General features: G+C 58.9%; 19 protein-coding genes and 8 pseudogenes. 18 read left to right on the top strand and 9 right to left on the bottom strand.

Annotated features, from left to right (window positions below):
- Nucleotides 1–113 precede the first annotated feature (113 nt).
- Together ltrA and J3P73_RS36970 are read left to right on the top strand one after the other, a co-directional pair.
- Nucleotides 114–1,937 carry a group II intron reverse transcriptase/maturase gene (gene ltrA / locus J3P73_RS36975; RefSeq protein WP_018482305.1) on the top strand — a complete coding sequence of 608 codons (1,824 nt, stop codon included), beginning with the start codon at nucleotides 114–116 and terminating at the stop codon, nucleotides 1,935–1,937.
- Between the two features lie 1,021 nt (nucleotides 1,938–2,958).
- Nucleotides 2,959–3,330 carry a hypothetical protein gene (locus J3P73_RS36970; protein ID WP_018483756.1) on the top strand — a complete coding sequence of 124 codons (372 nt, stop codon included), beginning with the start codon at nucleotides 2,959–2,961 and terminating at the stop codon, nucleotides 3,328–3,330.
- A 95-nt stretch (nucleotides 3,331–3,425) separates the two neighbouring features.
- Here J3P73_RS36970 and J3P73_RS38425 read toward each other — a convergent pair.
- From J3P73_RS38425 to J3P73_RS36950, 6 genes and pseudogenes are all read right to left on the bottom strand, one after another.
- Nucleotides 3,426–3,517: pseudogene (locus tag J3P73_RS38425) on the bottom strand (integrase); the annotation flags it as partial.
- A 33-nt stretch (nucleotides 3,518–3,550) separates the two neighbouring features.
- A pseudogene (locus J3P73_RS38030) lies at nucleotides 3,551–3,806 on the bottom strand (recombinase family protein); the annotation flags it as partial.
- A 192-nt stretch (nucleotides 3,807–3,998) separates the two neighbouring features.
- On the bottom strand, nucleotides 3,999–4,325 hold the full coding sequence (locus J3P73_RS36965; protein WP_003551659.1) for a hypothetical protein: 327 nt from the start codon (nucleotides 4,323–4,325) through the stop codon (nucleotides 3,999–4,001).
- A 192-nt stretch (nucleotides 4,326–4,517) separates the two neighbouring features.
- Nucleotides 4,518–5,450 (bottom strand): annotated as a pseudogene (locus J3P73_RS36960) (site-specific integrase); the annotation flags it as partial.
- Nucleotides 5,451–5,497: 47 nt separating this feature from the next.
- Nucleotides 5,498–5,809, bottom strand: a pseudogene (locus tag J3P73_RS36955) (TSUP family transporter); the annotation flags it as partial.
- Nucleotides 5,810–5,959: 150 nt separating this feature from the next.
- Nucleotides 5,960–6,244, bottom strand: a pseudogene (locus J3P73_RS36950) (tyrosine-type recombinase/integrase); the annotation flags it as partial.
- A gap of 50 nt (nucleotides 6,245–6,294) precedes the next feature.
- Between J3P73_RS36950 and J3P73_RS36945 the strand changes: the two are divergent.
- From J3P73_RS36945 to J3P73_RS36910, 8 genes and pseudogenes are all read left to right on the top strand, one after another.
- Nucleotides 6,295–7,029 (top strand): ABC transporter permease, encoded by a 735-nt coding sequence (locus J3P73_RS36945; RefSeq protein WP_425328912.1) that lies wholly within the window; start codon nucleotides 6,295–6,297, stop codon nucleotides 7,027–7,029.
- Nucleotides 7,030–7,111: 82 nt separating this feature from the next.
- The gene (locus J3P73_RS36940) at nucleotides 7,112–7,363 is read left to right on the top strand and encodes a DUF1344 domain-containing protein (RefSeq protein ID WP_164022105.1); all 252 of its coding nucleotides are present in this window, start codon (nucleotides 7,112–7,114) and stop codon (nucleotides 7,361–7,363) included.
- Between the two features lie 259 nt (nucleotides 7,364–7,622).
- A complete protein-coding gene (locus tag J3P73_RS36935) occupies nucleotides 7,623–8,012 on the top strand; it encodes a hypothetical protein (protein WP_207580324.1) in 390 nt (129 codons plus the stop codon).
- 75 nt (nucleotides 8,013–8,087) lie between these two features.
- Entirely contained in the window at nucleotides 8,088–8,927 is an 840-nt protein-coding gene (locus J3P73_RS36930) for a COG4705 family protein (protein ID WP_207580323.1), read from the top strand.
- A 230-nt stretch (nucleotides 8,928–9,157) separates the two neighbouring features.
- Nucleotides 9,158–9,466 (top strand): type II toxin-antitoxin system RelB/DinJ family antitoxin, encoded by a 309-nt coding sequence (locus J3P73_RS36925; protein ID WP_164022108.1) that lies wholly within the window; start codon nucleotides 9,158–9,160, stop codon nucleotides 9,464–9,466.
- Nucleotides 9,467–9,711: 245 nt separating this feature from the next.
- Nucleotides 9,712–10,374 carry an XRE family transcriptional regulator gene (locus J3P73_RS36920; protein WP_164022109.1) on the top strand — a complete coding sequence of 221 codons (663 nt, stop codon included), beginning with the start codon at nucleotides 9,712–9,714 and terminating at the stop codon, nucleotides 10,372–10,374.
- Nucleotides 10,375–10,992: an RES family NAD+ phosphorylase gene (locus J3P73_RS36915; RefSeq protein ID WP_207580322.1), complete on the top strand. Its 618-nt coding sequence runs from the start codon at nucleotides 10,375–10,377 to the stop codon at nucleotides 10,990–10,992. It begins immediately after the preceding gene.
- A 404-nt stretch (nucleotides 10,993–11,396) separates the two neighbouring features.
- Nucleotides 11,397–11,732, top strand: a pseudogene (locus J3P73_RS36910) (SOS response-associated peptidase family protein); the annotation flags it as partial.
- 172 nt (nucleotides 11,733–11,904) lie between these two features.
- Here the strand turns inward: J3P73_RS36910 and J3P73_RS36905 are convergent.
- Nucleotides 11,905–12,960: an alpha/beta fold hydrolase gene (locus J3P73_RS36905; RefSeq protein WP_164022112.1), complete on the bottom strand. Its 1,056-nt coding sequence runs from the start codon at nucleotides 12,958–12,960 to the stop codon at nucleotides 11,905–11,907.
- A gap of 350 nt (nucleotides 12,961–13,310) precedes the next feature.
- Nucleotides 13,311–14,075 (bottom strand): NAD(P)H-binding protein, encoded by a 765-nt coding sequence (locus J3P73_RS36900; protein ID WP_164598100.1) that lies wholly within the window; start codon nucleotides 14,073–14,075, stop codon nucleotides 13,311–13,313.
- Between the two features lie 486 nt (nucleotides 14,076–14,561).
- Here J3P73_RS36900 and J3P73_RS36895 point away from each other — a divergent pair, with 486 nt between their 5' ends.
- From J3P73_RS36895 to J3P73_RS36865, 8 genes and pseudogenes are all read left to right on the top strand, one after another.
- Nucleotides 14,562–16,400, top strand: coding sequence for a choice-of-anchor Q domain-containing protein (locus tag J3P73_RS36895; RefSeq protein WP_207580321.1), 1,839 nt, complete (start codon nucleotides 14,562–14,564; stop codon nucleotides 16,398–16,400).
- Nucleotides 16,401–16,695: 295 nt separating this feature from the next.
- Nucleotides 16,696–17,577, top strand: coding sequence for a LysR family transcriptional regulator (locus tag J3P73_RS36890; protein WP_245002812.1), 882 nt, complete (start codon nucleotides 16,696–16,698; stop codon nucleotides 17,575–17,577).
- A pseudogene (locus J3P73_RS36885) lies at nucleotides 17,558–18,720 on the top strand (IS110 family RNA-guided transposase). Before J3P73_RS36890 ends, J3P73_RS36885 begins: the two are co-directional and overlap by 20 nt.
- Nucleotides 18,721–19,018: 298 nt before the next feature.
- A pseudogene (locus J3P73_RS38420) lies at nucleotides 19,019–19,090 on the top strand (LysR substrate-binding domain-containing protein); the annotation flags it as partial.
- 270 nt (nucleotides 19,091–19,360) lie between these two features.
- Complete coding sequence (locus tag J3P73_RS36880) at nucleotides 19,361–20,284, top strand: ArdC family protein (protein WP_207580320.1); 924 nt, start codon at nucleotides 19,361–19,363, stop codon at nucleotides 20,282–20,284.
- A gap of 55 nt (nucleotides 20,285–20,339) precedes the next feature.
- Nucleotides 20,340–20,651: a hypothetical protein gene (locus J3P73_RS36875; RefSeq protein ID WP_245002788.1), complete on the top strand. Its 312-nt coding sequence runs from the start codon at nucleotides 20,340–20,342 to the stop codon at nucleotides 20,649–20,651.
- Between the two features lie 228 nt (nucleotides 20,652–20,879).
- A complete protein-coding gene (locus tag J3P73_RS36870) occupies nucleotides 20,880–21,182 on the top strand; it encodes a type II toxin-antitoxin system TacA family antitoxin (protein WP_018483765.1) in 303 nt (100 codons plus the stop codon).
- Between the two features lie 3 nt (nucleotides 21,183–21,185).
- Nucleotides 21,186–21,698: a GNAT family N-acetyltransferase gene (locus J3P73_RS36865; protein ID WP_207580319.1), complete on the top strand. Its 513-nt coding sequence runs from the start codon at nucleotides 21,186–21,188 to the stop codon at nucleotides 21,696–21,698.
- Nucleotides 21,699–22,134: 436 nt separating this feature from the next.
- Here the strand turns inward: J3P73_RS36865 and J3P73_RS36860 are convergent, their stop codons facing one another.
- Nucleotides 22,135–22,626, bottom strand: coding sequence for a MarR family winged helix-turn-helix transcriptional regulator (locus tag J3P73_RS36860; protein WP_131614758.1), 492 nt, complete (start codon nucleotides 22,624–22,626; stop codon nucleotides 22,135–22,137).
- Nucleotides 22,627–22,657: the final 31 nt, after the last annotated feature.

Below are 22,657 nucleotides of genomic sequence, written 5' to 3'. Positions count from 1 at the left end.
AACTTGGTGTCCACCTCTTTTAGGTGGACACCTCATGCCAAAGCTCACTCAATTACTGAAGGTGCGGAGAAAATCGCGCTTAGTGCGGCTGCAAAGCCGATGAAAGATAGTTGATGAAAGTTCAATACGGAGAAGAAGTGGCGAATCACTCTGACCCCGAGTCATGCGGGGCACATCGCGAGGTGTGCGTCGAAGCGTTGACAGGGGAAACCGGCAGGCCGGCCATTGAGCCGCGAAATGATCAGTTCGGGATGCCGACGCTGTTAAGCGAAGCGGAAGGCAACACGGTGCATGGCGTCAATCGCAAGCCATGCCCCGATCCCGCGCGGTCGGAGACCCTGTGCATGCCGGGAAGTCTTTCATACGGAAGCAGCGAGATCTCATCAGTGTCCAGTGCAAATGGACTGGACGGGACTGGGAAGATCGTTGATCACAATCCAGTCGTCAACGCTGATGAGAAGTCGGATACGCCCATAGTACTGCAGAAGTTGCCGAACAAGGGAGATGATCCTGCGGAGGCGATGGAGGGAAGGGGTGTAATCGGAGGGAACGCCTTCGAAACTCCAGCGTGCCGGACACAGAGCCGGATAAGACACGCTTCGATGGGGATTGAAGGTGTACGGGAAGCCGCCAAGCGGAACCCGAAGATGCGTTTCACGGCGCTGATGCACCACGTCACTCCGACGCTGTTGGTGAAGAGCTTCCATGCGCTTCGCAAGCAGGCGGCGAGTGGAGTGGACGGCGTGACGTGGTACGATTATGAGAAGACCCTCGAAGGGCGCGTGCACGAATTACATCTGGAGATTCAGTCCGGTGCGTATCGTGCACAACCGTCCCGACGGGTCTACATTCCGAAGAATGACGGAAGACTCCGTCCCCTCGGTATTGCAGCACTGGAAGAAAAAGTCGTGCAGATGGCCGTGTCCACGGTTCTGAACGCGATTTATGAGCAAGACTTCCTGGGCTTCTCATACGGGTTCCGACAAGGAAGGGGGCAGCATGACGCGCTGGACGCCTTGTGGGTTGGGATCGACAAGCGGAAGATCAACTGGATACTGGACGCGGATATTCGCTCGTTTTACGATGAAATCGATCACGAGTGGATGCTTCGTTTCCTGTCGCATCGAGTGGGTGACCGCCGGCTGATACGTCTGATCTACAAATGGTTGAAAGCGGGCACGATTGAGGATGGCCGCCGCGTCGCATCAACGCGAGGAACTCCTCAAGGCTCTGTAATTAGCCCCGTGCTATCGAATATCTATCTGCATTACGCATTGGATTTATGGGTCCAGCAATGGCGTATCCGAAACGCTAAAGGCGACGTGATCATTGTACGTTATGCCGACGACAGCGTGATTGGGTTCCAGTACGAAGGAGAGGCGCAGCGCTTCCTGCAAGCATTGCGGGAGCGTCTCGCTCAGTTTGGCTTGCAACTACACCCGGAAAAGACGCGGCTAATACGCTTTGGGCGGTATGCTGCGCGAAACTGCCGGGAGCGTGGGATCCGCAAGCCAGAGACCTTCGACTTTCTGGGATTCACACACTGCTGTGGTAGGCGGCGCAATGATGGGGGCTTCAAGATTGTCCGTCTGACAATCAAGAAGCGCATGCGCACGACGCTGATGGCCATTCGGGAAACGCTAATGCGAAGACGCCATGAACCGATCGCAGTAGTAGGTCGATGGCTACGGCAAGTGTTACAGGGGTATTTGAACTACCATGCGGTGCCAGACAATCTAAGACGATTGGGAGGGTTCCGCTGGGAAGTTGGTCGAGCTTGGCGACACGCTTTGATGCGTCGAAGCCAACGAAACCGGCTGTCTTGGGATCGTTTCCAAAGGCTGCTTCGCAAATACCTGCCGCCATGTCGCTTGTTGCACCCGCATCCAGATGCTCGGTTCACCGTCACAACATCCGATAGGAGCCGTATGCGGTAGTGCCGCACGTACGGATCTGGCCGGGGGGCGATGGGTAACCATCGTCCCTACCGGGACCCTCTATCCGACGTAAGCTGCTTATCCACGGACGGAGAGGGCCGGGCAGGGTCCAGTCGACAACCCCGTTTGGCCGGGACATCAACTGAATGTTTTTATCGCTCGCGTTGGGCGAAACCACGCGATTTCAATACGAGGGACTCAAAAGGTAACAGCTGTTACCTTTTGAGTGCAGACAAGGATGTGACCCTTCTCCTACCTCAAAAAGCTCACTCACTAAAAGCGACACAGCTTCCGGGAACTTCGGACGTGACCGGTAGGTGCCGAGCGGTCTGACGTTCAAAGTGTGACGGATGCGCCGATCCCTTCCCCCGAGGACAGAAGGAATCGGCTTTCGGGTGGTTCAAGCAGCGTATGAACATAGATGAAATGCGGCCAGCCTTCCTACGTCCAGTTCCACTTCATGAGTTATAGGCGCCCCTTAGCGTATGGCCTGAGGAGGCGCGTCCGTCTGGCCGAAGAGATCGTGGCAAGCCCGGAGTGGCAACAGGTTTGCAACATGACAAGTCGTTCGCGCGATAGGCGGCTCGGCCGTCTAATGAACCAGGCGCTTAAGAGCGAACGAACCAGAGATGACAAAGCTCAACTACACGGGAGCCGCTCATGGGTCTCTGCGCAACGGCGGGGCTCGAATCGATCAACTCAATCAGTTTTGTAGATATTCGACGTTCAATCATCCTTGCATTTGTGGAGGATAGTTCCGCAATTGCAAGGATACACGTTGATGTTTGGGCTGCGTCAGTTGGCGCGTCGCGCGGCGTTCACATTGCTGTGCGCCTAACGGCTCGCCCTGCCGGTCGTTCGGAACGCCATCTTTAACCCACGGCCGATGGCGTGGGGCCTTAACTCCAACGGTCGATGAACGACAGCGAAACGCAACATTCACAGCCTGTTCAGCGCGCTAATGTCATCAAGTCACCAGAAAGAGCCTTACCTCCCAACACAGGCTTTGATGGAGTAGCCGATGAAAAAGATCATTCTCTCGACACTTGCCACACTGGTCGCGACCGGCAGCATCTTCACGTCCTATGGCTCCGCGAGCGCACATGACTATCGCGAGCACCGGCACGGCGACAGGGGTGCTGCCATCGTTGGTGGGCTGGCGGCTGGGCTCATTGGCGGACTGGTTGCCGGTGCTCTCATCGAGGACAGGGATCGTCCGCGGTATGATGATGGTGCAGATTATCGCTACAGCGGCCGCCCGCGCTATGAAGGTAATGTCGGTTATCGCGGTGACCCGGGCTACCGTTATAGCGGTGGTCCGCGTTATGAGGACAACTCCGGCTATCGCGATTTTGAGGGCTCAGGCTATCGTTATTACAGTGGCTGGCGTTGATGTAGACCAGGTAGGCTTCCAGCGTTCCACGAGGGCGACCTGAATTGCCCTCGCAGCACTTTTGCGCCAACCGAGCGATTTGAGGGTCAGTTCCTTCAAATTACCAGCCTTGCGGCCCGCCCGTTCGTCTGTTCTGCGTTGTTGTAGTAGCTTGCAGCCTGCGCACCGATTTATGAGGGGACTGCTGCTTTCGCAGAGCTGCGACCCAAAACCATCACCATTGGCGAGGCGACCGGGCCAGGAGTTCTTTTTCCGCGAGCTTTTCGCGGACCATAAGATGAACGGCGCTCGACGGTCCAATCATGGCCGCGGCGCTTGAGGATCCGAACCACACTGTCCCAACTGTGTTGAGGCCGGAATTGTCACACCATCGGCAGCCACGTCTGCGCCGACGCAATGAGCTCACCTAGATAGAGTTTCTCGCGCGCTTGCGGCACCGCTTTAATTGCTTCCGGTCGCCGTTCTGGAAGACCTGGGCGTGAGAAAATGACCCTTTCCGCTCGTGTTTTGTGATCAAGATAGGGAGAGCATGTCGTGCATTTCATGGCCGCTGACGAGCAGCCTACTTCGCGACGGGGAGGGGCAGCGGCCCAGGGGGAAATGCTCGGTCGGGCCCTATCGCTTCAAGTGGATCCATCTTGCGGTCGCATGGGGTCACGCAGGGCAATTCAGGTAAATAGGGCAATACAGACGGCCATCCAGATTAACGCCGTCCCCAGTACCATCGCTCGCCTGGCGACGACGACTTTGTCTGCATCCTCCTCCGCTACAGGTGTAGTCACAATCCAAGGCACGGAACCAAGTGCTGCAAATCCGATGATAGCCAGAACCATCACAAAATAGTCGAATGAATGCCAGGCCCCATGTTCATACACCCCCCAGTAACCCAGAAAGGCCATTCCGACTGCAAACATTGTGGCGGACGCCGAGCAGAGCCCTGTGACGGACCCGGTAGGTGCGCGCATGTTCCTCTTTTCACGTGTTTCCAAGTTCATGACGCGATATCCATGACGGTTGGCTGTCTCTCTGCAAATATGTCAGGAATTGAGCGCGGCGTGAAGCGCTGGTGACTGCCTGGGACGGCCGCGAAATTCTCCGCCTCGGCATGGGATGCTGGGCGATCAGTGGCCACTTTCCTCCGTGACAGAAGAGCGTTGCATCCGCGCGTCGCATACGAACATCATATATCACACCATTTGAGCTGCCCGCCCGCTTCGACGTGTCGCGCTGTTGTAGTAACTTGACGCTTGTTGAATCGAGCGGTGGCGGGACTGCTCCATCGCCTCAGGCAGGGGGATGCCACGGTTTGCCGCCTCGGTCAGATATCCAGATCGTAGCCCGTGCGCGGAAAACTCCCCACGCTCTAATCCAGCCAGTTCCACCCGCTGCTTGATGATCGCATTGACCGACTGCGGATCGATCGCCCGTCGCGAAACAGTCCCCCATCGCCCGATCGCCCGAAACACGCTGCCGCTGTCGATCTTGGCGGCCACCATCCAGGCATTCAGCGCATCCACCGGCCGACCGGTCAGGTAGACAACGTCGTCCTCGTCGCCGCTGGTCGTCTTGGTGCGGCCGAGATGGATGGCGAGAGAGGGGAGGGGGCTCCCGCCTTCGACCGGAATGGGCGGCTCGACGGTCAACTGTTCGCGGCGCAGCCCGGCGATCTCGCTGCGCCGGCGACCGCCGGAGGCAAAGGCGACCATCAGGATCGCCCGGTCCCGGAGATCGCGCAGACTGTCGGTCGCGCAGGTCGCCAGCAGTCTTGCCAGGACGTCGCCGGTGACCGCCTTGGCGCTCTTGCGAAGACGTTGTCTTGGCGCGGCTCGGATCGCCAGCCGAATGGCTGATTTGAGGGCAGGGGAGGCGAACGCGCCGTCGAGGCCCCGCCACTTGGTCAGCGTCGACCAGTTTGCCAGCCGCCGCCGCACCGTGGCTGGCGCGTGTGGACCGACGGATTTCAGAAACCCTTGGCTCCTGAGGCTTTCGTCGACGTCGGCCGGCATACCGTGATCGGGTGCGTAAGCCCGCTTTTCCGGATCCCAGAGGTGATGAGCGACGAATTTTAAGAGCAGCGCTTCGGGCGCCGGCCAGGGCAGCGACTTTTTGGTGGCGGCCACCAGGCAATGACTCTATACAATGTTTCCGACTTCAGACGTATAGCTCAGCCAGCGCCAAACCATGCACCAAGCAGGCTTCCGGCAAGCAGGTTGACGACAATTGCCCAATTGTCGGCAATCGCGGCGAAGGAGATAGTTCCTGCTCGGAATGGCAAGGCGGTTGCGACCACCACAAGGCTCATGGACTTGTTGAGGATTATCGCTTCCAAGGCGGCAAAGTTAAAAACCCCGATCAATATTGGCAGACGGAACTCCGCCCCTCCGAGGCCGATCAGGCCTCCGAGAGCGCCAATAATTGCTCCAGCGCCGAAAGTGGCAGGAGGACTGCGGGTGGTGGATGTGTTGGCAGCGTCACTCATGGCCGATATGTATGCACAAATATCTCGAACCGCACAGAGAGATGATGGGGTCGAGCGTTCTACCTGCGAGAACAGCGCATAGCCCGGCGGCTGGGTGTGAACCGAGGCGCGACAGCAAATACCCAATCTGCGGGGCAGGGAGGGGCCATTTCACAGCCCGGATGCCTTGGTGAGATTGACGCGGAAGCGGTCGCGCCGGCGTTGGTACTTGCGGGTCATTTCAGCGCTGGCATGACCAAGCTGCTTCTGGACGTAGCGCTCGTCGACCTCGGCCGAGGAGGCAAGGCCAGCACGCAGCGAATGGCCCGAGAATTTCTCCCCGCGTTCGCTCTCGGAAAGATCGCCGCGAACACCGGCGGCAAGCGCCGCCGACTTGACTAGGCGGGCGACCTCCCTGTCGTTGAGACGATCTGGCCCAACGTCTTTGCCTTCGCCTTACCGACCTCGCGCAGACGCCCGATGGCGTGCTGGTCTCGAAGGAAACCGTGAACGACTATCAACTCAGCCGCGGCGACAGCATCAATCTCCGCCTGCAAAACGCGGCCGATCATCAATATCACGTCGTGCCGTTTCACATTGTCGGCGTGGTGCGCGAATTCCCGACTGCACCCAAGGATTCATTTCTGGTCGCCAACGCCACGTACATTGCGCAGCAGACAGGTTCCGCGGCAAGCGAGATCGTTCTCATCCGATCGAATGGCGATCCGGCCCGCGTCGCACGGGCCGCCCAAAGCGTGGCTGCGGGTCTTCCTGGGCTCAAGGTCAGTCAGATCGGTGATGTGGTCGCCCTGATCGGGTCGAGCCTCACCGCAGTTGACCTCGCCGGTTTGACGCGGCTTGAGCTGATCTTCGCCTTGGTCATGCTGGCCGCCTCGGGCGGACTGGTGCTTGGCCTCGGCTTTGCCGACCGCGAGCGCTCCTTTGCAATCCTCGTCGCGCTCGGGGCCAAACCACGACAACTCGGCGCTTTCGTCTGGAGCGAAGCCGCATTGGTCACCGGCAGTGGCATGTTCCTCGGTCTCCTGGCCGGAACCCTGGTCGCCTATGTGCTCGTCAAGCTGCTGACCGGCGTGTTCGACCCGCCGCCCGAGGTACTTTCCGTGCCTTGGTTCTATCTCGCCGCTCTCATCGTCACGGCGGCCGGCGCTGCTTTGCTGGCCGCGACTGGCGAGGCAATGCGCAGCCGGACGCACATCACCGAGAAGCTCAGAGGTGAATGAGGACGAGCGTTACTTAGCAAGACCATGCTGCCGTTGTGAAAGTTTGCAGAGATGGGGCTGAAACCGTGAAAGGAGAACGAGAATGAAAACGCAAATGATGGTGGCCACAATGCTGGTGCTGGCGCCGATCAGTGCCGCATTCGCTGCCCAGACATCCGGCACGATCACCGCAATCAGCAAGAATGCCGATACGATCACGCTGTCGGACGGCAAGACTTACGTCCTGCCCGAAGGGATCGAAGACACCAAACTCCGCGTCGGCGAGAAGGTCCAGCTAACCTATGCGGACAAGGGCGGTAAGGCGGTCGTCTCGCATCTGGTTCCGCAGAAGTAAAGATTGCGGCGGCCGGTGCCATTACCGGCCGCTGCTTTCGGGCACGGTTGGCACGCTGTTGATTGTGTGCGGTGCCACGCCGACGTCCGTTCTAATTCTCAGCTAATTGAACCCCCGTAGTCATAGCAGGCCAGCCGAACGCCGCTGGCAAAGCAGCGAGCGTATTGCGCTACCACCGCAGGCGCGCCATTCAACCGGCGAGGGACGATCCGGAAGTGATGCCTTCCTCGCATTGCCAGAATTCAGGGGAAATCCGCTGATGAAACAGATTTTTCTTGCCATCGCGCTCATTGCCGCGCCGGTGGCGGCGTTTACCAGTTTTGAACTCTACGCCGGTACCGCGCCCGCCAAAACGGCGAGCCTCGGCGATCTGTCGTCGTTCAAGACCATCATAGTTGACGTCCAGACCTTCGCTTCCAAGGGCGACCTCGCCCCCGCCGCAAAGCGCATCACCGATTATGAAACAGCGTGGGACCAGGCCGAGACCGCGATCCGCCCGCTCAATCAGAACGATTGGGGCAACATCGATGAGGCCTCCGACGCTGCACTGAAGGCCCTGCGCCAATCGAGCCCGTCGGCGGACAAGGTCAACAAAACCCTCGCCGCCCTGATGGCGGTTCTCAACAATCCTGCTCAGCCCGCTCAATAGGCGGACGAGGAACAGCGTCACCCCGCGCCCGGACTGCCCTTCGAGTGGTTCGACGCCTATGCAAGGATACTCGCTATGTCTGCATCGACCAGCAAAGCTGCTGTTTATAATCGCGTTCCCCGTGTCACGGCCGCCTTCTGGCTCATCAAATTGATGGCTGTCACTATGGGGGAAACGGCGGCCGACTATCTCAATCTGCAAATGGGTCTAGGGCTGACCGCGACATCGCTGATTATGTCCGCAATTCTGGCGGTTGCATTGATCTGGCAGTTTGCGCAGAAGAAATATGTTCCCGCCTCCTACTGGCTTTCCGTGCTGCTGATCAGCATCGTTGGCACGTTGATTACCGACAATTTGGTCGACAACTTTCATGTACCGCTGCTGGATACGACGATTGTTTTCTCAATCGCCCTGGCGCTGACTTTCCTGCTGTGGTTCCAAACGGAGCGGACGCTTTCGATCCACTCGATATTCACCGGGCGGCGCGAGGCCTTCTATTGGCTCACCATTCTGTTCACCTTTGCGCTCGGCACGGCGGCCGGCGACCTGGTGGCTGAAAAATTTGCGCTAGGATATCTGGCTACCGGCGTTCTATTTGGGATGATCATCATCTCGCTCAGTGTCGGCTACTTCTTCCTCGGTCTCGACGCGATACTCGGCTTCTGGCTGGTCTACATCCTGACCAGGCCTCTTGGCGCTTCGTTCGGCGATCTAATGTCTCAACCTGCGCAATATGGCGGGCTCGGTCTCGGCACGATCATAACCAGCGCAATCTTTCTCGCTGCAATCGTCGTGATCGTCATCTTCATGAGCGTGCGGCATGAAGGCGAGGAACTGGCTGCGATCGATGAGGATGACAAGTTGGCAAAGGCCAGCCGAAGCCAGCGGTTAACGGTTGCCGAAGAAGAGCTCTGAGCGCGCCAGCGATCCATTGTCACCGCTGCGGCATTCCGCGCTTCCCGGCCTTTGCGAGCATCCGCACTGAAAATGATCAGCTCAGATCTCTTATGCGGCCGCCGGTGACGGTTTTTCATTGAAATCGTTAGTGAAAAATCGGTCCACATTCAGCGCTAAGCCTATGGGGCTTATGACATTTCGCGTTTGGAAATGACAAAGTAAAAGCCACACTAACAGAGGAATCGATTATGGCCGCCAATGCTCTTGTCCAAACCCGCATCGATGCCGAGGTACGGGATCGTGCGTCCGCCGTGCTCGAAAGCATGGGGCTGACGGTGTCCGATGCCGTGCGGATCCTGCTGACCCGAACTGCCAGCGAAGGTTCTCTACCGCTTGAGCTGGTGACCAACAGCGAGGGACATGATGCCTGGTTCCGGTCGAAGGTGTTCGAGGCCCTGAACGACACGCGGCCCGACATCCCGGACAATGAGGCCGAGGCGCATTTTGCGGAGCGCCGAGCAGCGGCCCGGCGCAGAGCACGCGACCTGAAAACGTGAAGCTCTTCTGGTCTGGTCCGCCTTCGCGCTCTCTGATCGCGACGGTAGCTGATTTCTAAATCGCTGAAACCAAATCATGAACTTCGGCGCAAGAAATGAGGTGCCGATGGTACCGATCCGTTCAAGGCGGTAGGCTCTGTGTGAAACACACTGGTCTGGATACGTCGGTTGATTGTCTTTACCAACTTAACGAACTTGACGAGCTGACAACGACTGGCTACATTGCTTTCGAAAGGTGGATTGTCATGCCAGTCACGAAAACGACAGCAACCGAAACTCCAAACATCGCGCTATCGATGAAGCTGCCTCGCAAGGCCGATTTCGAAAAAGCGTTGCTCAATCAATATACCAAGGCGGTGCAACTGAGCCAGAAGGCTGGCCATCAGGTGAGTTTCCGTGTCATCGTGGATCCGCGCGCCGGAGCGCAGACGATTTCGATCGTCGAGGAAGATCCGCTGGTTGGCGACGGTGCGTTTCCGGCCGAGGAGGCTGGCGAGCCGGATGACGAACTGAAGGCAGCCTTGTCCGCCGCCCGAGAGCGCGGCCATCGCCGCGTTGCAGAGATTCTAAGCGAGGGCGACATGCTGAGCGCCGACGCCTTTTCCGGTCTTCTTGGCGTTTCGCGGGTCACGGTCAATACAAAGCGTCAAAACGGCCAGGTGCTCGGCCTGGATGGCGCCAAGCGAGGGTTCCGTTTCCCGGCCTGGCAGCTCGACCAGGACGGCCGGCCCTATGCGGCGCTTCCGAAACTGCACGAGATCCTGGCGGGTGCCTGGACCGTTTACCGCTTTCTTGTTTCACCCCATGGCGCTCTTGACGGTCGCACCGGGCTCGACGCCCTGAAGCGGGGCCAGGATAGCGACGTGATCGCCGCAGCGGAGGGCATTGCCCGCGGTGACTTCCGCTAAATGGCTGGTATCAAACCGCCCGCCGGTTTCGAGCGTCAACCGCTCGATATCGAAACGATTCCTTCAGGGCGTCGGTTTGGCCGGATCTACGCAAGCGCCTTTCCGGACCCGTTGGGATTTGGAAGGACGGCGAGCCGTTTTAGCGACCCGCGCCGACGTGATGCAACGAAGCGCTTCGGCGTTCTTTATCTGGGTGAAACACTCAAGGTCTGCTTCCTGGAGGCGGTTCTGCGTGATCGCTGCGACGGGCTTATCGGCGATCTTCCGCTTGAGGAAAAAGAGATCTATGCGCGGTGCTACGCTGAGGTCGAGACGATCGCAGACCTCAGCCTTGTTGACCTGCGCGACGATCACGCCATCAGGATGGGGGTTCCAACGGACGTGGCGAAATCATCGCGTCAGAGCCTGGCGCGCTCCTGGGCGCTGGCTTTCCACGAGCACCAGGCGCTTCCCGACGGCATCATCTATCCATCTCGCCTGAACGGCCACACGAATATCGCTGTCTTCGAGCGTGCCGTCTCCAAGCTGGCGCCGTCCCGGGTCGTGCCGCTGATCGGCGCTCCGGGGCTCGCCGCGGTCATCAATGACCTGCGGGTGAGCCTGGTCAATTTCCCTTGAAACATTGCCGGTTTGAGTGCTGCTCGTTCATCCCGGCTCGGTTGAGGAGCCTGCGTTTGTCAAACACTGACGCCTCATTTTTGAGTGTGTTTCTCGTCGGTAAATGACAAATTTAGCGTTTCCAGCAGCGTGCCCAGCGTTCCGTCCTTTCGAAACCGAATTCCCGGAATTGCCAGTCGCGGGCGTTGGCCGCCCGAGATGGCTGGGGGAATTGATGGGCGTGAAAGCATGCGAGTGTGCTGAGTTCGAATTAGGAGCCTGTGATGCCAAGGGTCGTTTGTGTCTACTTCCCCTATCTGTCAACAGACCGGATACGTCGGCATGGAGAGGCAACCGTGCCAGTTGACCAGCCTCTTGTCGTTATTTCAAAATTGGGTCCGAAGCGCTGCGGTCACAGGATTTGCGAAGCCGAGGGTGAAAAAGACAGGATGACCCGCACCTGGTTTGCCCTAAAGAACCAGCCGGTCTTCGCATGGGCAGGGCTGTGGCGCATCAGCGACGAGTGGGGTCCGGTCTACTCCGGTGTCATGACGGACGCCAATGAGGCGACCCGACCCGTGCACAATCGGATGCCTGTCTTGTTACATCCCGACGAGTACGAACAATGGCTTCACGGCAGCTTCGATGATGCACTGGCATTTCAGAAGCGGACATTTCCGCCCGAGTTGGTGACGATGGAGCGGACAACCAAGCTATGGGCGAAAAAGAAGGCTGCACCCGAGGCGCCTCTGCTGCTTTAACGCCGGTCTACGTTCTATCGCTGGAGTACCACTCGGCATAGGTCGTGTTTTTTGCCATGTGCCGGTTATAATCCAGCGCGCCGTCATCCCACCAGGGCGCACCGCGCTCGCCGAGAGCAACCTTGGCATGATCAACCAGATGTCGGGCTTTTGCCGTTGCCCCCGTTCGCAGCTAAAGATTTTTGGTCTTGAGCCAGGTACTAATGGTTTGGCTAAGCTCTGCTTTGCGTTCCAGCGGTAGCCAATGGCCCCCCTGCAGGCTCGCTATAGTGAGGTCTGCACAGGCCGCGCGCATTGGATCTCCTTGACGATTTCCGGTGATGCTACAAATCTGATCAAAGTCGCCATTGATAAAAAGCACCGGCTGCGACAAGCGGCCGCCGTTGGCTGATTCGTGGGCATAGGCGACGTCAGCGTCATCGTTCGTGTACCAAGCGCAAGGGCCGCGGAAGCCATGGGGCTTGAACGCTTGGACAAGTGTTGTGAAGTCGGCCAGGGGCCAAAGGTCTGGGTTAGGTTGCGTCGGCGGGGCGCGATGTGCGGCGCCGAAGCGCCCTCCGTTACGCGTAACCATTGCCATCGGCGAAACCTTCCCAACTAGGGTCGGATTGCCAGGTTGATAGGCCGAGGCGAGATATGCTTCACGGTCTGTATCAAGGTCAGCGACCGCCCCGTCGAAGTTGGTATTATAGTAGCGGGCGTAGCCCCACTGGCCATCCGGAAACTGCTCAGCTGGATAAATGGTCCGGTCAACTAGCGGGACAAGAACATTTAGGGCGTTGCCATCAGGGAAATATGCCCAAGAAGCCAGGACAACTCCTCGGGTTCGCCCAGGCTCATGCGCGGCCACCGCCCCTGTCACGATACTGCCCCAGTCGTGACCAACCCAGATCGCTGGCTTACCCCCTAGGTGATCATGAAGTTCCACCATGTCCGCGACGATTTCCTTCATGGCGTATGCGTCTTTGTCGGAAGGCGCAGAAGAGCCGCCATAGCCCCGCAAATCAGGAGCGATGCAGTGCCAGCCGTCAGCGGCGAAGGCATCCATCTGAGTGCGCCATATCAAACTGAGACTAGGAAACCCATGGAGGAAAATGATCAAAGGTCCGTCGACGGGACCCGACTCGAGGTAGTGGGTTGTATGACGAGGCGAGCTAAATACGCTTGAAACCAACGTCGAGGAAGCTACTTCCCCCCACGCCGTTCCGGACAGTGTAGCGCCGCCCATCCCGAGCAGGACCGTACGGCGGTTAAGCGTCAGTTCTAGAGCAGATCTCATTGTTTGAAGTTGGGCGGTCATGGTCGAATACTCCGTTCGAAACAGTGATCTGATTGTGAAAAGCAATTTTGCAGGGCGCCTTCATGACGCTGGCCTGGAAATTTTAAATGGGCACGCAGGCACCACCGCTATGCGATCCCCCGAGACAAACGTATTTGAGCTCCAGGAATTCCTCGATCCGACGTTTGAGCTCAGCCCAGGGCGCAGACGCCTGTCGTTATGCCGGGCCAGGTGAGATCAAATGAGGAGACCTTTTTAGTGAAAATTCGCTATGTGACATCACCTGAAGCCTACCCGGATTAAATTCCCAAAGCTGTTGCGACGAGGTTTTGCATCGGTGTGGTCGGGCGACCAATCAGCAGGCGCAGCGCGCCCCCGTCATCGAATAGCGCACCGCGTGAGGCCGCGGCATCGGCATCGGCAAGTAGAGCGGCGAGGTCAGCCGGCAACCCTGCGCCGGTCAAGACACTTTCGTAATCGGCCCCGGAGAGATCGTTGTAGACGACGGTCTTGCCAGAGAGCTGCGAGACCTCTGCCGCAAGCTCAGAAAGTGTGAATGCATGGTCGGAAGCCAATTCATACGTGCGTCCAGCATGACCATCGCTCGTCAACACCACCGCTGCGGCCGCAGCATAGTCCTTGCGCGCTGCAGACGAGAAGCGGCCGCCTTTTGCGGCACCGACGAAGGCGCCGTGCTCAAGCGCTGCTGGAAGCGCGAGGAGATGGTTTACAGTGTACCAGCCGTTGCGCAAGATGACGGCGGGAATTCCGGAAGCCTCAATGATCTCTTCCGTCTGGCGGTGCTCGACAGCCAGCCTCGCGGGGGACGTATCGGCGTGGAGCATGCTCGTGTAAGCGAGGAAGGGCACCCCGGCCTGGCCAGCAGCATCGATCACGGCCCGATGCTGCGGCAGCCGTCCGCTCACCTCTGTCGACGAAATGAGCAAGATCTTTTCGACACCTTCGAGTGCCGGAGCCAGCGTGTGGGGACGACTATAGTCCCCTTCTCTCACGGTTATGCCGCGATCAGCCAGATCTTGGGCCTTTGCGGGATTGCGAACCACCGCGCATGCGCGATGATCTGGGCGGGAAAGCGGTGGCGCTTGAAATGCTGGGCAACGGGTTTGGTCGAATCTTTACGGTCGACCTTCCATTACCATCTCGATCAGCACCAATCGTTAGGGCGAGGCCGCCCGAAATTGCCAAATTCAGAAAAAAATGTCGATTCCGCATTTGGCGAGAGCAATGTGGCCACGCCCACTAGGTTTTTCTAAAGTTTTCAATGCACGCATGTCGCTTTGGTTGCAGAAAGAATAACTCGCGGTAAACGAGATTTTAATACTGCCACATTTTGGGCGACTCGAAATTCACCAAATATTTCAAAACGTAACTTTGGATCGATTTGGATATTGTGGCAGTAATAAGGCTATGCTTCTCAAGCACTTACTGTTGCGTTGCTGTTGCACCCTCAAAAATGTCGCCCTATAACCTGCCGCCGTAACGCTGGATTAACCACAAATGTTAACGGGCGGGGGTTGAGGAACAAGACCATGACAACATACTACGTAGCGACGACCAGCAGCGGCGGCGGTAACGGCAGTGCCTCGTCTCCTTTTCACACGATCAACGAGGCAATGGCGGCAAACCTTAAGCCCGGCGACGAGGTCGTGGTGAAGCCAGGGACGTACAACGAGAGCATCAATATCGACAAGGACGGCTCGGCGGCAGGCGACATCACGCTGCGCTCGGAAGTGCCTGGCGCAGCACTGATCCGGCCGCCCGCAGGCTCGTATACCGGGATCAGTGTCAACGCCAACTACGTGACAATCGACGGCTTCGACATCAAGGGCGGCAACGGTGACGGCATCGAAGCGAACAACGTCCATCACGTCTCAATTCTCAACAACAAGGTCCACGACAGCGGGGAGTCGGGCATTCAGTTCAACTATTCTGACTTCGTCAAGATCGTAGGGAACGAGACCTACAATAACGCGTCGTCAGGCTGGTTCTCGGGCATCTCGATCTACGAGAACCGGAACATCACCGGCGATACCTCGACGACCGGCTACCGGAATATCGTACAAAACAACATCTCGCACGACAACGTCACGAAGACGGGTGCGCACACCGATGGCAACGGCATCATCATTGACGATTTTCAGAGCACACAGACGGATGGTCATCCGAACTATACGTTTAAGACCCTTGTCGACAACAACCTGGTCTACGAGAACGGCGGCAAAGGCATCCAGGTTGCCTGGAGCGACTCCATCACGGTGCAGAACAACACAGCATACCACAACAATCAGGACCCGCTGAACGACGGCACCTGGCGCGGCGAACTCAGCAACGCGCAGTCGAGCAACAACACCTGGGTCAACAACGTCGCCGTCGCCGACCCATCGGTGAACAAGAACAACACCGCGGTCGATAACACGTCGTACGGCGGCTATACCAACGCCAACGTCGTCTGGGCCAACAACAACACCTACAACGGCACGGCCGGCCAGGCCTCGGTCAGGACCGACGGCGGCAACGCTATGCCGAGCACGGCGAACGGCAACAAGCTCGGCATCGACCCGCATTTCGTGGGGGCAGCGAGCGACAACTTCCACCTCGCCTCGGGCTCGGCAGCGATCGACGGTGGAACCACCAAGTACGGCGTCGGCTCGACCGATCTGGACGGCCACGCTCGCGTCGTTGGAACTGTCGATATGGGTGCCTACGAATCGGGCTCCAGCGCGGGACCAACCACGCCGACGCAGCCGGGAACGCCGACCACGCCGACAGAGCCAACCACGCCGACGCAGCCGAGCTCCGGCTCGGGAACGCCGACCACGCCGACGCAACCGACAGAGCCGACAACGCCGACCACATCGACGAAGGTATATACCGGCACCGAGGGTAACGACTACCTGCCACACACCGGTCAGTCCAACGGCGGCAACGAAACCTACGAGGGTCTCGGCGGCAATGACGTGTTGAAGGGCGGCGCCGGCTCGGACGTCATCATTGGTGGTGCCGGAAGGGACATCATGAGCGGTGGCACCAGCTCGGATACGTTTACCTTCAAGACAGCGACGGAGACCGGGTCCGGCTTGAACCGCGACGTCATCACCGACTTCCAGCATGGCATCGATAAGATCAACCTCTCGGCGATCGATGCGAATGGCTCTGCACAGGGCGATGCAGCCTTCCATTTCCAGGCGCAAGAGAATGCCTTGTTCGATAAGAAGGCTGGCGCGCTCGCTTGGCACTATCAAGATAATGCTGGATCCGATCACGATATTACCGTTGTCCAGGCCGACCTCAACGGCGACGGCGTTCATGACTTCGAGATTCAGCTGCAGGGCCTCGTCCACCTTGGGGCTGGCGATTTTCTTCTGTAACTATACCCGTTGCGGCGGTCGTCCGATCGCCGCAACAATCGTCCCAACAGTTCGAAGCCGACGAGCAGTTCGGTCACAATGAGCAGCGGTCATCTCCAGGCTTCTCCTGGTCTCTTCTAGGGACACGCCATGTAGTTCCATAAATTTGGGTTATCCAACTCGAACCGATGATGAGGTCTTCGGGTCGCATCCTTTCAAGGCGCTCGACTGGGGCGTACGCTTATTTAAGAGCGCTTACCTTAGCTGCTTCGTTATTTAAGCGAAGGCCTACTTGCTTAAATAGCAGCTGAAAATCATAATCAGCCCACTGCACTTCGGCCGGGCGGCAGCCAAGGTACGCATCGCCCAGCCAGCGCTCAGCAATCATGTGCAGGCGCTGGAGCGCGAACTCGGCTGCCCGCTGTTCATCCGCTCGACCAGACGGGTGGAGCTGACGCGGGCAGGGGAGATCTTCCATGAGCGCTGCGTCGGGATCCTGAGCGAGGTCGATCTTTCCGCCGAGATCACCAGGGCGGTGGCCGGCAAGACGATCCGGCAGATCAGAATCGGCACCGTCTATCCGGCGACCACCGGCGTGCTGCCGGCGTTTCTTGCAAAGATCGCCCGCAAGTATCCGGATATCCGTATCCATATATCAAGCGGCAACACCGGCGACATCATCCGTGGTCTGGAGAACGGCCAGATCAATCTCGGCCTCATCCGGCCGGTGGAAAACATCGGCTCCTTGCGCTTCGCCTCGATCGCCCATGAGCGGTATCTCTTGGCGGTGGCCCGTACCAACCGGCTGGCGGAGCAGGCGGAGATTTCCATCGACGACCTGCGCTCGGAAAGGATCATCGCCTTCAATCGCAAGAACCTCTCCTATACAGAGCGGTACTTCAACGAGAAGTTCGAGGAATACGATCTGACCCGCAACATCGCCTATAGCTGCGACGACACCTATTCGCTGGTGTCGCTGGTCTCGGCCGGGCTTGGCATCGGCTTTGCGCCGGAATGGACCGAGGGCCTGCCGAACCGGGCCTTCGAGCTGAAGGCGGTCAGGGGCATCGATTTCAGGATCGGACTGGGTGTTGCCTGGAACAAGATCCTATGGGGAGTGGATAGCGGCCTGCACCGTGGCAGAGTGGGTTCGCTAAAAATCTCTCTGGAGGCTCATCATGCTTACGACAGCCGATAAACCCGATGCACCTGCCGCCATCCGCGTCGATCTTGGCGCAATCTTCGTTTCATTGGAACTCAGTAAATCGACCTGGCTGGTCACATCGCTTTCGCCAGGAAGCGAGAAGATGTCTCGTCATACGGTCGCCGGCGGCGATATCGCCAGCCTGCTCGCCTGCTTTGCCGAGATGCGTCAAAAGGTACTGACACGCGAGGGCAAGCTTTACTCATTGGTGGTGATCCAGGAAGTGGGCCTGGATGGCTTCTGGATCGGGCGGACGCTGAACAAGGTCGGTTGGATCGAGAACCACTTTGTCGAGGCAGCATCGATCTCGGTGCCGCGTCGTCGACGTCGCGTCAAGACCGACCGCATTGATGGTGAAACGCTGGTGCGCACGTTGCTGGCCTGGAAGCGAGGTGAGCCACGCGTCGGTTCTATGGTCAAGATGCCGACGCCTGAGGACGAGGATCGCCGCCGTATTGGCCGCGAGCGAAAAGTGCTGGTTGCTGAGCGCGTTCTCCACGTCAACCGCATCAAGGGACTCCTCTTCTGCCAGGGCATCCGGGATTATGCACCTTTGCGCCGTGATCGCCGAGTGCGTCTGGAAGAACTTCGCACTGGGGATGACCGTGCGCTCCCCAAGCACATAAAGGCACAAATCTCCCGTGAGCTCGATCGTCTTGAGCTGTTGCTCGAGCAGATCAAGACTGTGGAAGCTGAACGAGATGCGCTTATTGCTGAGCAGACGACGAGCGCATCGCCAGCGGCGGTGCTGCTTGGCATCAGGGGCGTTGGTTCGGAGTTCGCGGCAATCCTTCACTCTGAAGGCCTGTTCCGGCACTTCGACAACCGCCGTCAAGTTGCCGCCTATGCCGGGCTGGCGCCGTCGCCTTGGCAAAGCGGCTCGATCAATCGTGAGCAGGGCGTATCGAAAGCGGGCATCCACGGCTGCGAACTACGATGGTGGAGCTTGCTTGGTTATGGCTGCGCTACCAGCCGAGCTCCAGGCTGTCCTGCTGGTTCAAGGACCGCGTTACACAGAATGGCGGTCGCTTCAAAAAGTCGATGATCGTGGCGCTGGCCCGCAAGCTGCTGGTGGCCTTATGGAAGTATGTCAGCGCCGGCGTTGTCATCGAGGGGGCGGTCATGAAATCCGCCTGACCGATGCCAGCTTACCTGCAAGCTCTTTCAATCCCCAGGGCCGGATCAGCCCTGACGGATCCAGGTGAACAGACCGTGGGTCTTCATGGCTTTATCAGCCGGGAACAAGGTTGGTCCTGTTCTCCTGAGCTCTTGCCCGTCGCAAGCGGGATGGTGGTGCAGCCGCCGGAGCGGCGACCGTATGTGAGGTTGTACAGGCTCGCAGGTCGAGCCGGTAAAGTATCGGGCTCAGACTTGGATCCGAAATAGGAACGCCAACATGCCACCTTGATAGCCGTTGACGCCAAACTCCTCATGTGAGGAGGATCCGACCGCCTCGCGCGACGACATCGTCGATATCGCAAGGTCGTTGGCGCGGCCGGTGAGGTAGGCGATCTTCGCTGCTGTTCATCTGTGACGCGAGCGGCATGACGCCGCCTCGCGGATCAGCCATGTCCGCCTCCGTCCAAACCTCCCCCTGTAGATTGCGGCCACCGCGTCCTGCCCCGGCTTTGGGTCCTGCCAGGCTCGCGCCGCCGGCAACGGCTTTGCCGTCCTCCACTTCGTTGCGGCCCTGCGGGTGCAGGCGCCGCTTGCCGCCCGGCTTTCGGACCGCCGTAGCAGGTCGCGATGGCCGCGACCTCGAAACCGAGGTTCCAACATGTGCAGGCAGCAATCCAATCAACGATCCGATATTTACAGCCGCATCACCAACACGATCATCGCCGATCTCGAACGGGGTGTGCGGCCATGGACCAGACCCTGGACGACGGGACATGCGACGGGCGAGGTCGGCCGGCCACTGCGCCACAACGGCCAACCCTATTCCGGCATCAACGTCCTGCTGCTGTGGTCGCAAGCCATCGCCCGCGGCTTTGCCGCATCACGCTGGATGACGTTTCGCCAGGCAATCGAACTCGGCGGCGCCGTCCGCAAGGGCGAAACCGGCACGACCATAGTCTTTGCCAGTTCGTTCAGCCGCACCGAGACGACCGAGACAGGCACCGAGATCGAACAGGATATTCCATTCCTCAAGACCTACACGGTGTTCAACACCGATCAGATCACCGGTCTTAACGGCCGCTTTGACGAGATCGCATCTGGTGAGGATCCGATGAGGCGGATCGGCAATGCCGGTCGCTTCTTTGCCAATACCGGCGCACTGATCCGGCATGGAGGTACGGCTGCCTATTATGCCCCTCACCGGGATTACATCCAGATGCCATGCCTGGATGCCTTCCGGGACGATGCCGCTTATGTCGCCATCCTCAGCCACGAGATCACGCACTGGACCGGCGCACCGCGACGGCTGGATCGCGATCTCAGCCGCTACGCAAAAGACCGGAGCGACCGCGCCCGCGAGGAGCTGATTGCCGAACTCGGCAGCGCGTTTCTCTGCGCCGATCTTGGCATCGTCCCAGAGCTCGAACCACGCCCCGACCACGCACGCTATCTCGATAGCTGGCTGAAGGTTCTCCACCACGACAAGCGCGCCATCTTCTCGGCGGCAGCCCATGCGCAGCGGGCGGTCGATTACCTGCATTCCTTGCAGCCGGAAGCCAACGAGGAGGAGGCGGCGGCGTGAGCCGTCTCTTCCTTCCTCAGCCGTCTTTTCCTTCACTTGAGCATGAGAGATGCGGATGCCGATCACTGCAGCGGAAGGTAGCCTCGCGACCGCTTCTTGCGCAAAAGGGAGCAGGAGATCGACGGCGGAGGAGGCGGCCAAACAGACTGCCGAGGACATGCAAGCAATCGGTGAGGACGACGCCACGCCAGTTCTGCAATATTTTGCAAGTGTCGTTCATCAACGAATGTATTGCCTAATCTGTGGTGCGGACCCGGACACTCTTGAAGGAGGCAATCCGGATATCGCCTACCATGTCATCCGCAACAGCCCGAACATCGCCAAGCACTACTGGTCTGCGGATATCGAGCCCTACCCACCCAGGTAGTAGTGGGCTGTCTCGTACCAGCTCGGCGGCGGATGGGAACGATTGGAGCAGTGACTGCTATCGGCCGTCTTGCGAGCGCGCGGCCCCGCCAGGTACAGGCGGCGGTCGCGGGGGAGAGATGGCCGAAACCATCTCTCCCCTGACGGTGCAGCAGGTTGTTGCACAACTGGTCGTTCTACTTGATTTTCCCGGCCAATGGCCGTACATCTGTTGAAAAGGAGAATGTCGATGGTCCAATCTGCAGTACATCCGCCTCGTGGACGGGTCCGTGGCGAGCGTCTTGAGACGCGCGTAACGGCTGACCAGAAAAGTCTTATTGAGCGCGCCGCAGCCCTCCAGGGCCGGACGGTGACTGATTTTGTGTTGTCCAGCGTCCAGGAGGCCGCCCGTCGGGCAATCGAAGAACATCAGCGTCTGGACCTCTCGGTCCGCGACAGCGAGACCTTCGTAGAAGCATTGCTCAACCCGCAGCCAGTCAATGATCGTCTGCGTGACACGGTGCGTCGCTATCGCAAAACGACCGGCGTCTGACGGGTGGCGGACGACATCGGAGAAGCCCCGCGGGTCGAGGTCCTCGGTGCTCACCACGACAGGTCTGCGTTCGAAAGTGGCGTGGAGCCGCTTGATCGGTATTTCCGGGTTCAGGCCGGTCAGGATGCCCGCAAGAACATGGCCGCGCCTTTCGTGCTGGTGCTGTCGGACGGTGCGGTCGCTGGCTACTACACCCTTTCGTCGACGGCGGTGAATCTCGGGGAGCTGCCCGAAAAGGCAGTGCGGAAACTGCCGCGCTATCCGGTCGTTCCAGCGACTCTTCTCGGTCGACTTGCGATCGACCGACGCCACCAAGGCAAGGGCGTTGGCCGGTTTCTGCTGGCGGATGCCCTCTTTCGGGCCGTCAGGAGCGAGATCGCGTCCTTCGCAGTGGTCGTAGATGCTAAGGATGAAAATGCGCGCCGCTTCTACGAGCGTGAAAGCTTTTTTCCGTTTCCCGACCAACCAATGAAGCTGTTCCGGCCGATGGCGGACATCGAACAGCTCTTCAAATAAGAAATGGGGGAAGGGAAATGAGGGGCGCGCGCAGCATGCCAGCCCGACCATCGGAATGTCGGCATGGCTCCGGCCGAGATTCGACGCCGCAGACGGCGCACGGGAAAGCCGGAGCGGACCGTCGGCGGGTGCCGGCGCCTTCCCGATTGTCCAAAGGCGCCAGTCACGCTGGGTGAACTGGGGAGCAACGGAGAGGACGAATGCTGCGAGTTGCCGGTTGGCATCGATATAAAAACCGCTTGCGGTCCATTTGCCGACCGATGGGAGCGTATCGCCCTGCAGAGCGAAACACCGCCGGTGATCGAATCTGACAGCTCCGACCGGTGAAGTAACGAAGACTTCTCAACTGCGAACGAAGGGGAATTATGATGCTTCCCCATGCGGGCGTAGGCTCGCTTCCTTTCGAAACCAGGGCCGGCATAGGCCCTGCGCTGAACTATTGCCGTGACGTATCTCCGGTCTCATCGTCCGCAATTTTACGAAGAAGATACAGCAGCGCAATTCTCTCCGCCGGATTGAGGGGAGAGACGGTTTTTTCGCTGATGAGATATGCGCGAGGATACATGTCCTGAAGCAGCGCCTCACCCTTCGGCAGGAGAGAAATGACGACCTTGCGGGCGTCGGCTTTGTCTTTGGACAGGTCGATCAATCCACGTGCTTTCAGACGCTCGACGATCCCGCGGATGGTCGCCTGATCGACCGAGGTGGCCTTCACCAATTCGACCTGAGAGCTCGGGCCGAGATCGTGTAGCGCGCAGAGCGTGACGAACTGGACGGATGTCAGGTCTGGGTCACTGGCGTTGGCCTGGAAGATCGAGAGATGCCGCTGATAGGCTTTTCGCAGCAAGTGACCCACCTGCTCGGTAACATCATAGGCGGTTTCAGACACCGCGGCTTCACGTGGGCGTTCGATGTCTTTGACAGTCATGTTAGCGGGTCCATCGGTTGCGGCGTCTAGT

Source organism: Rhizobium ruizarguesonis (assembly GCF_017357285.1).
GTDB lineage: Bacteria > Pseudomonadota > Alphaproteobacteria > Rhizobiales > Rhizobiaceae > Rhizobium > Rhizobium ruizarguesonis.
This window is presented reverse-complemented; position numbering and strand designations above follow the sequence as displayed.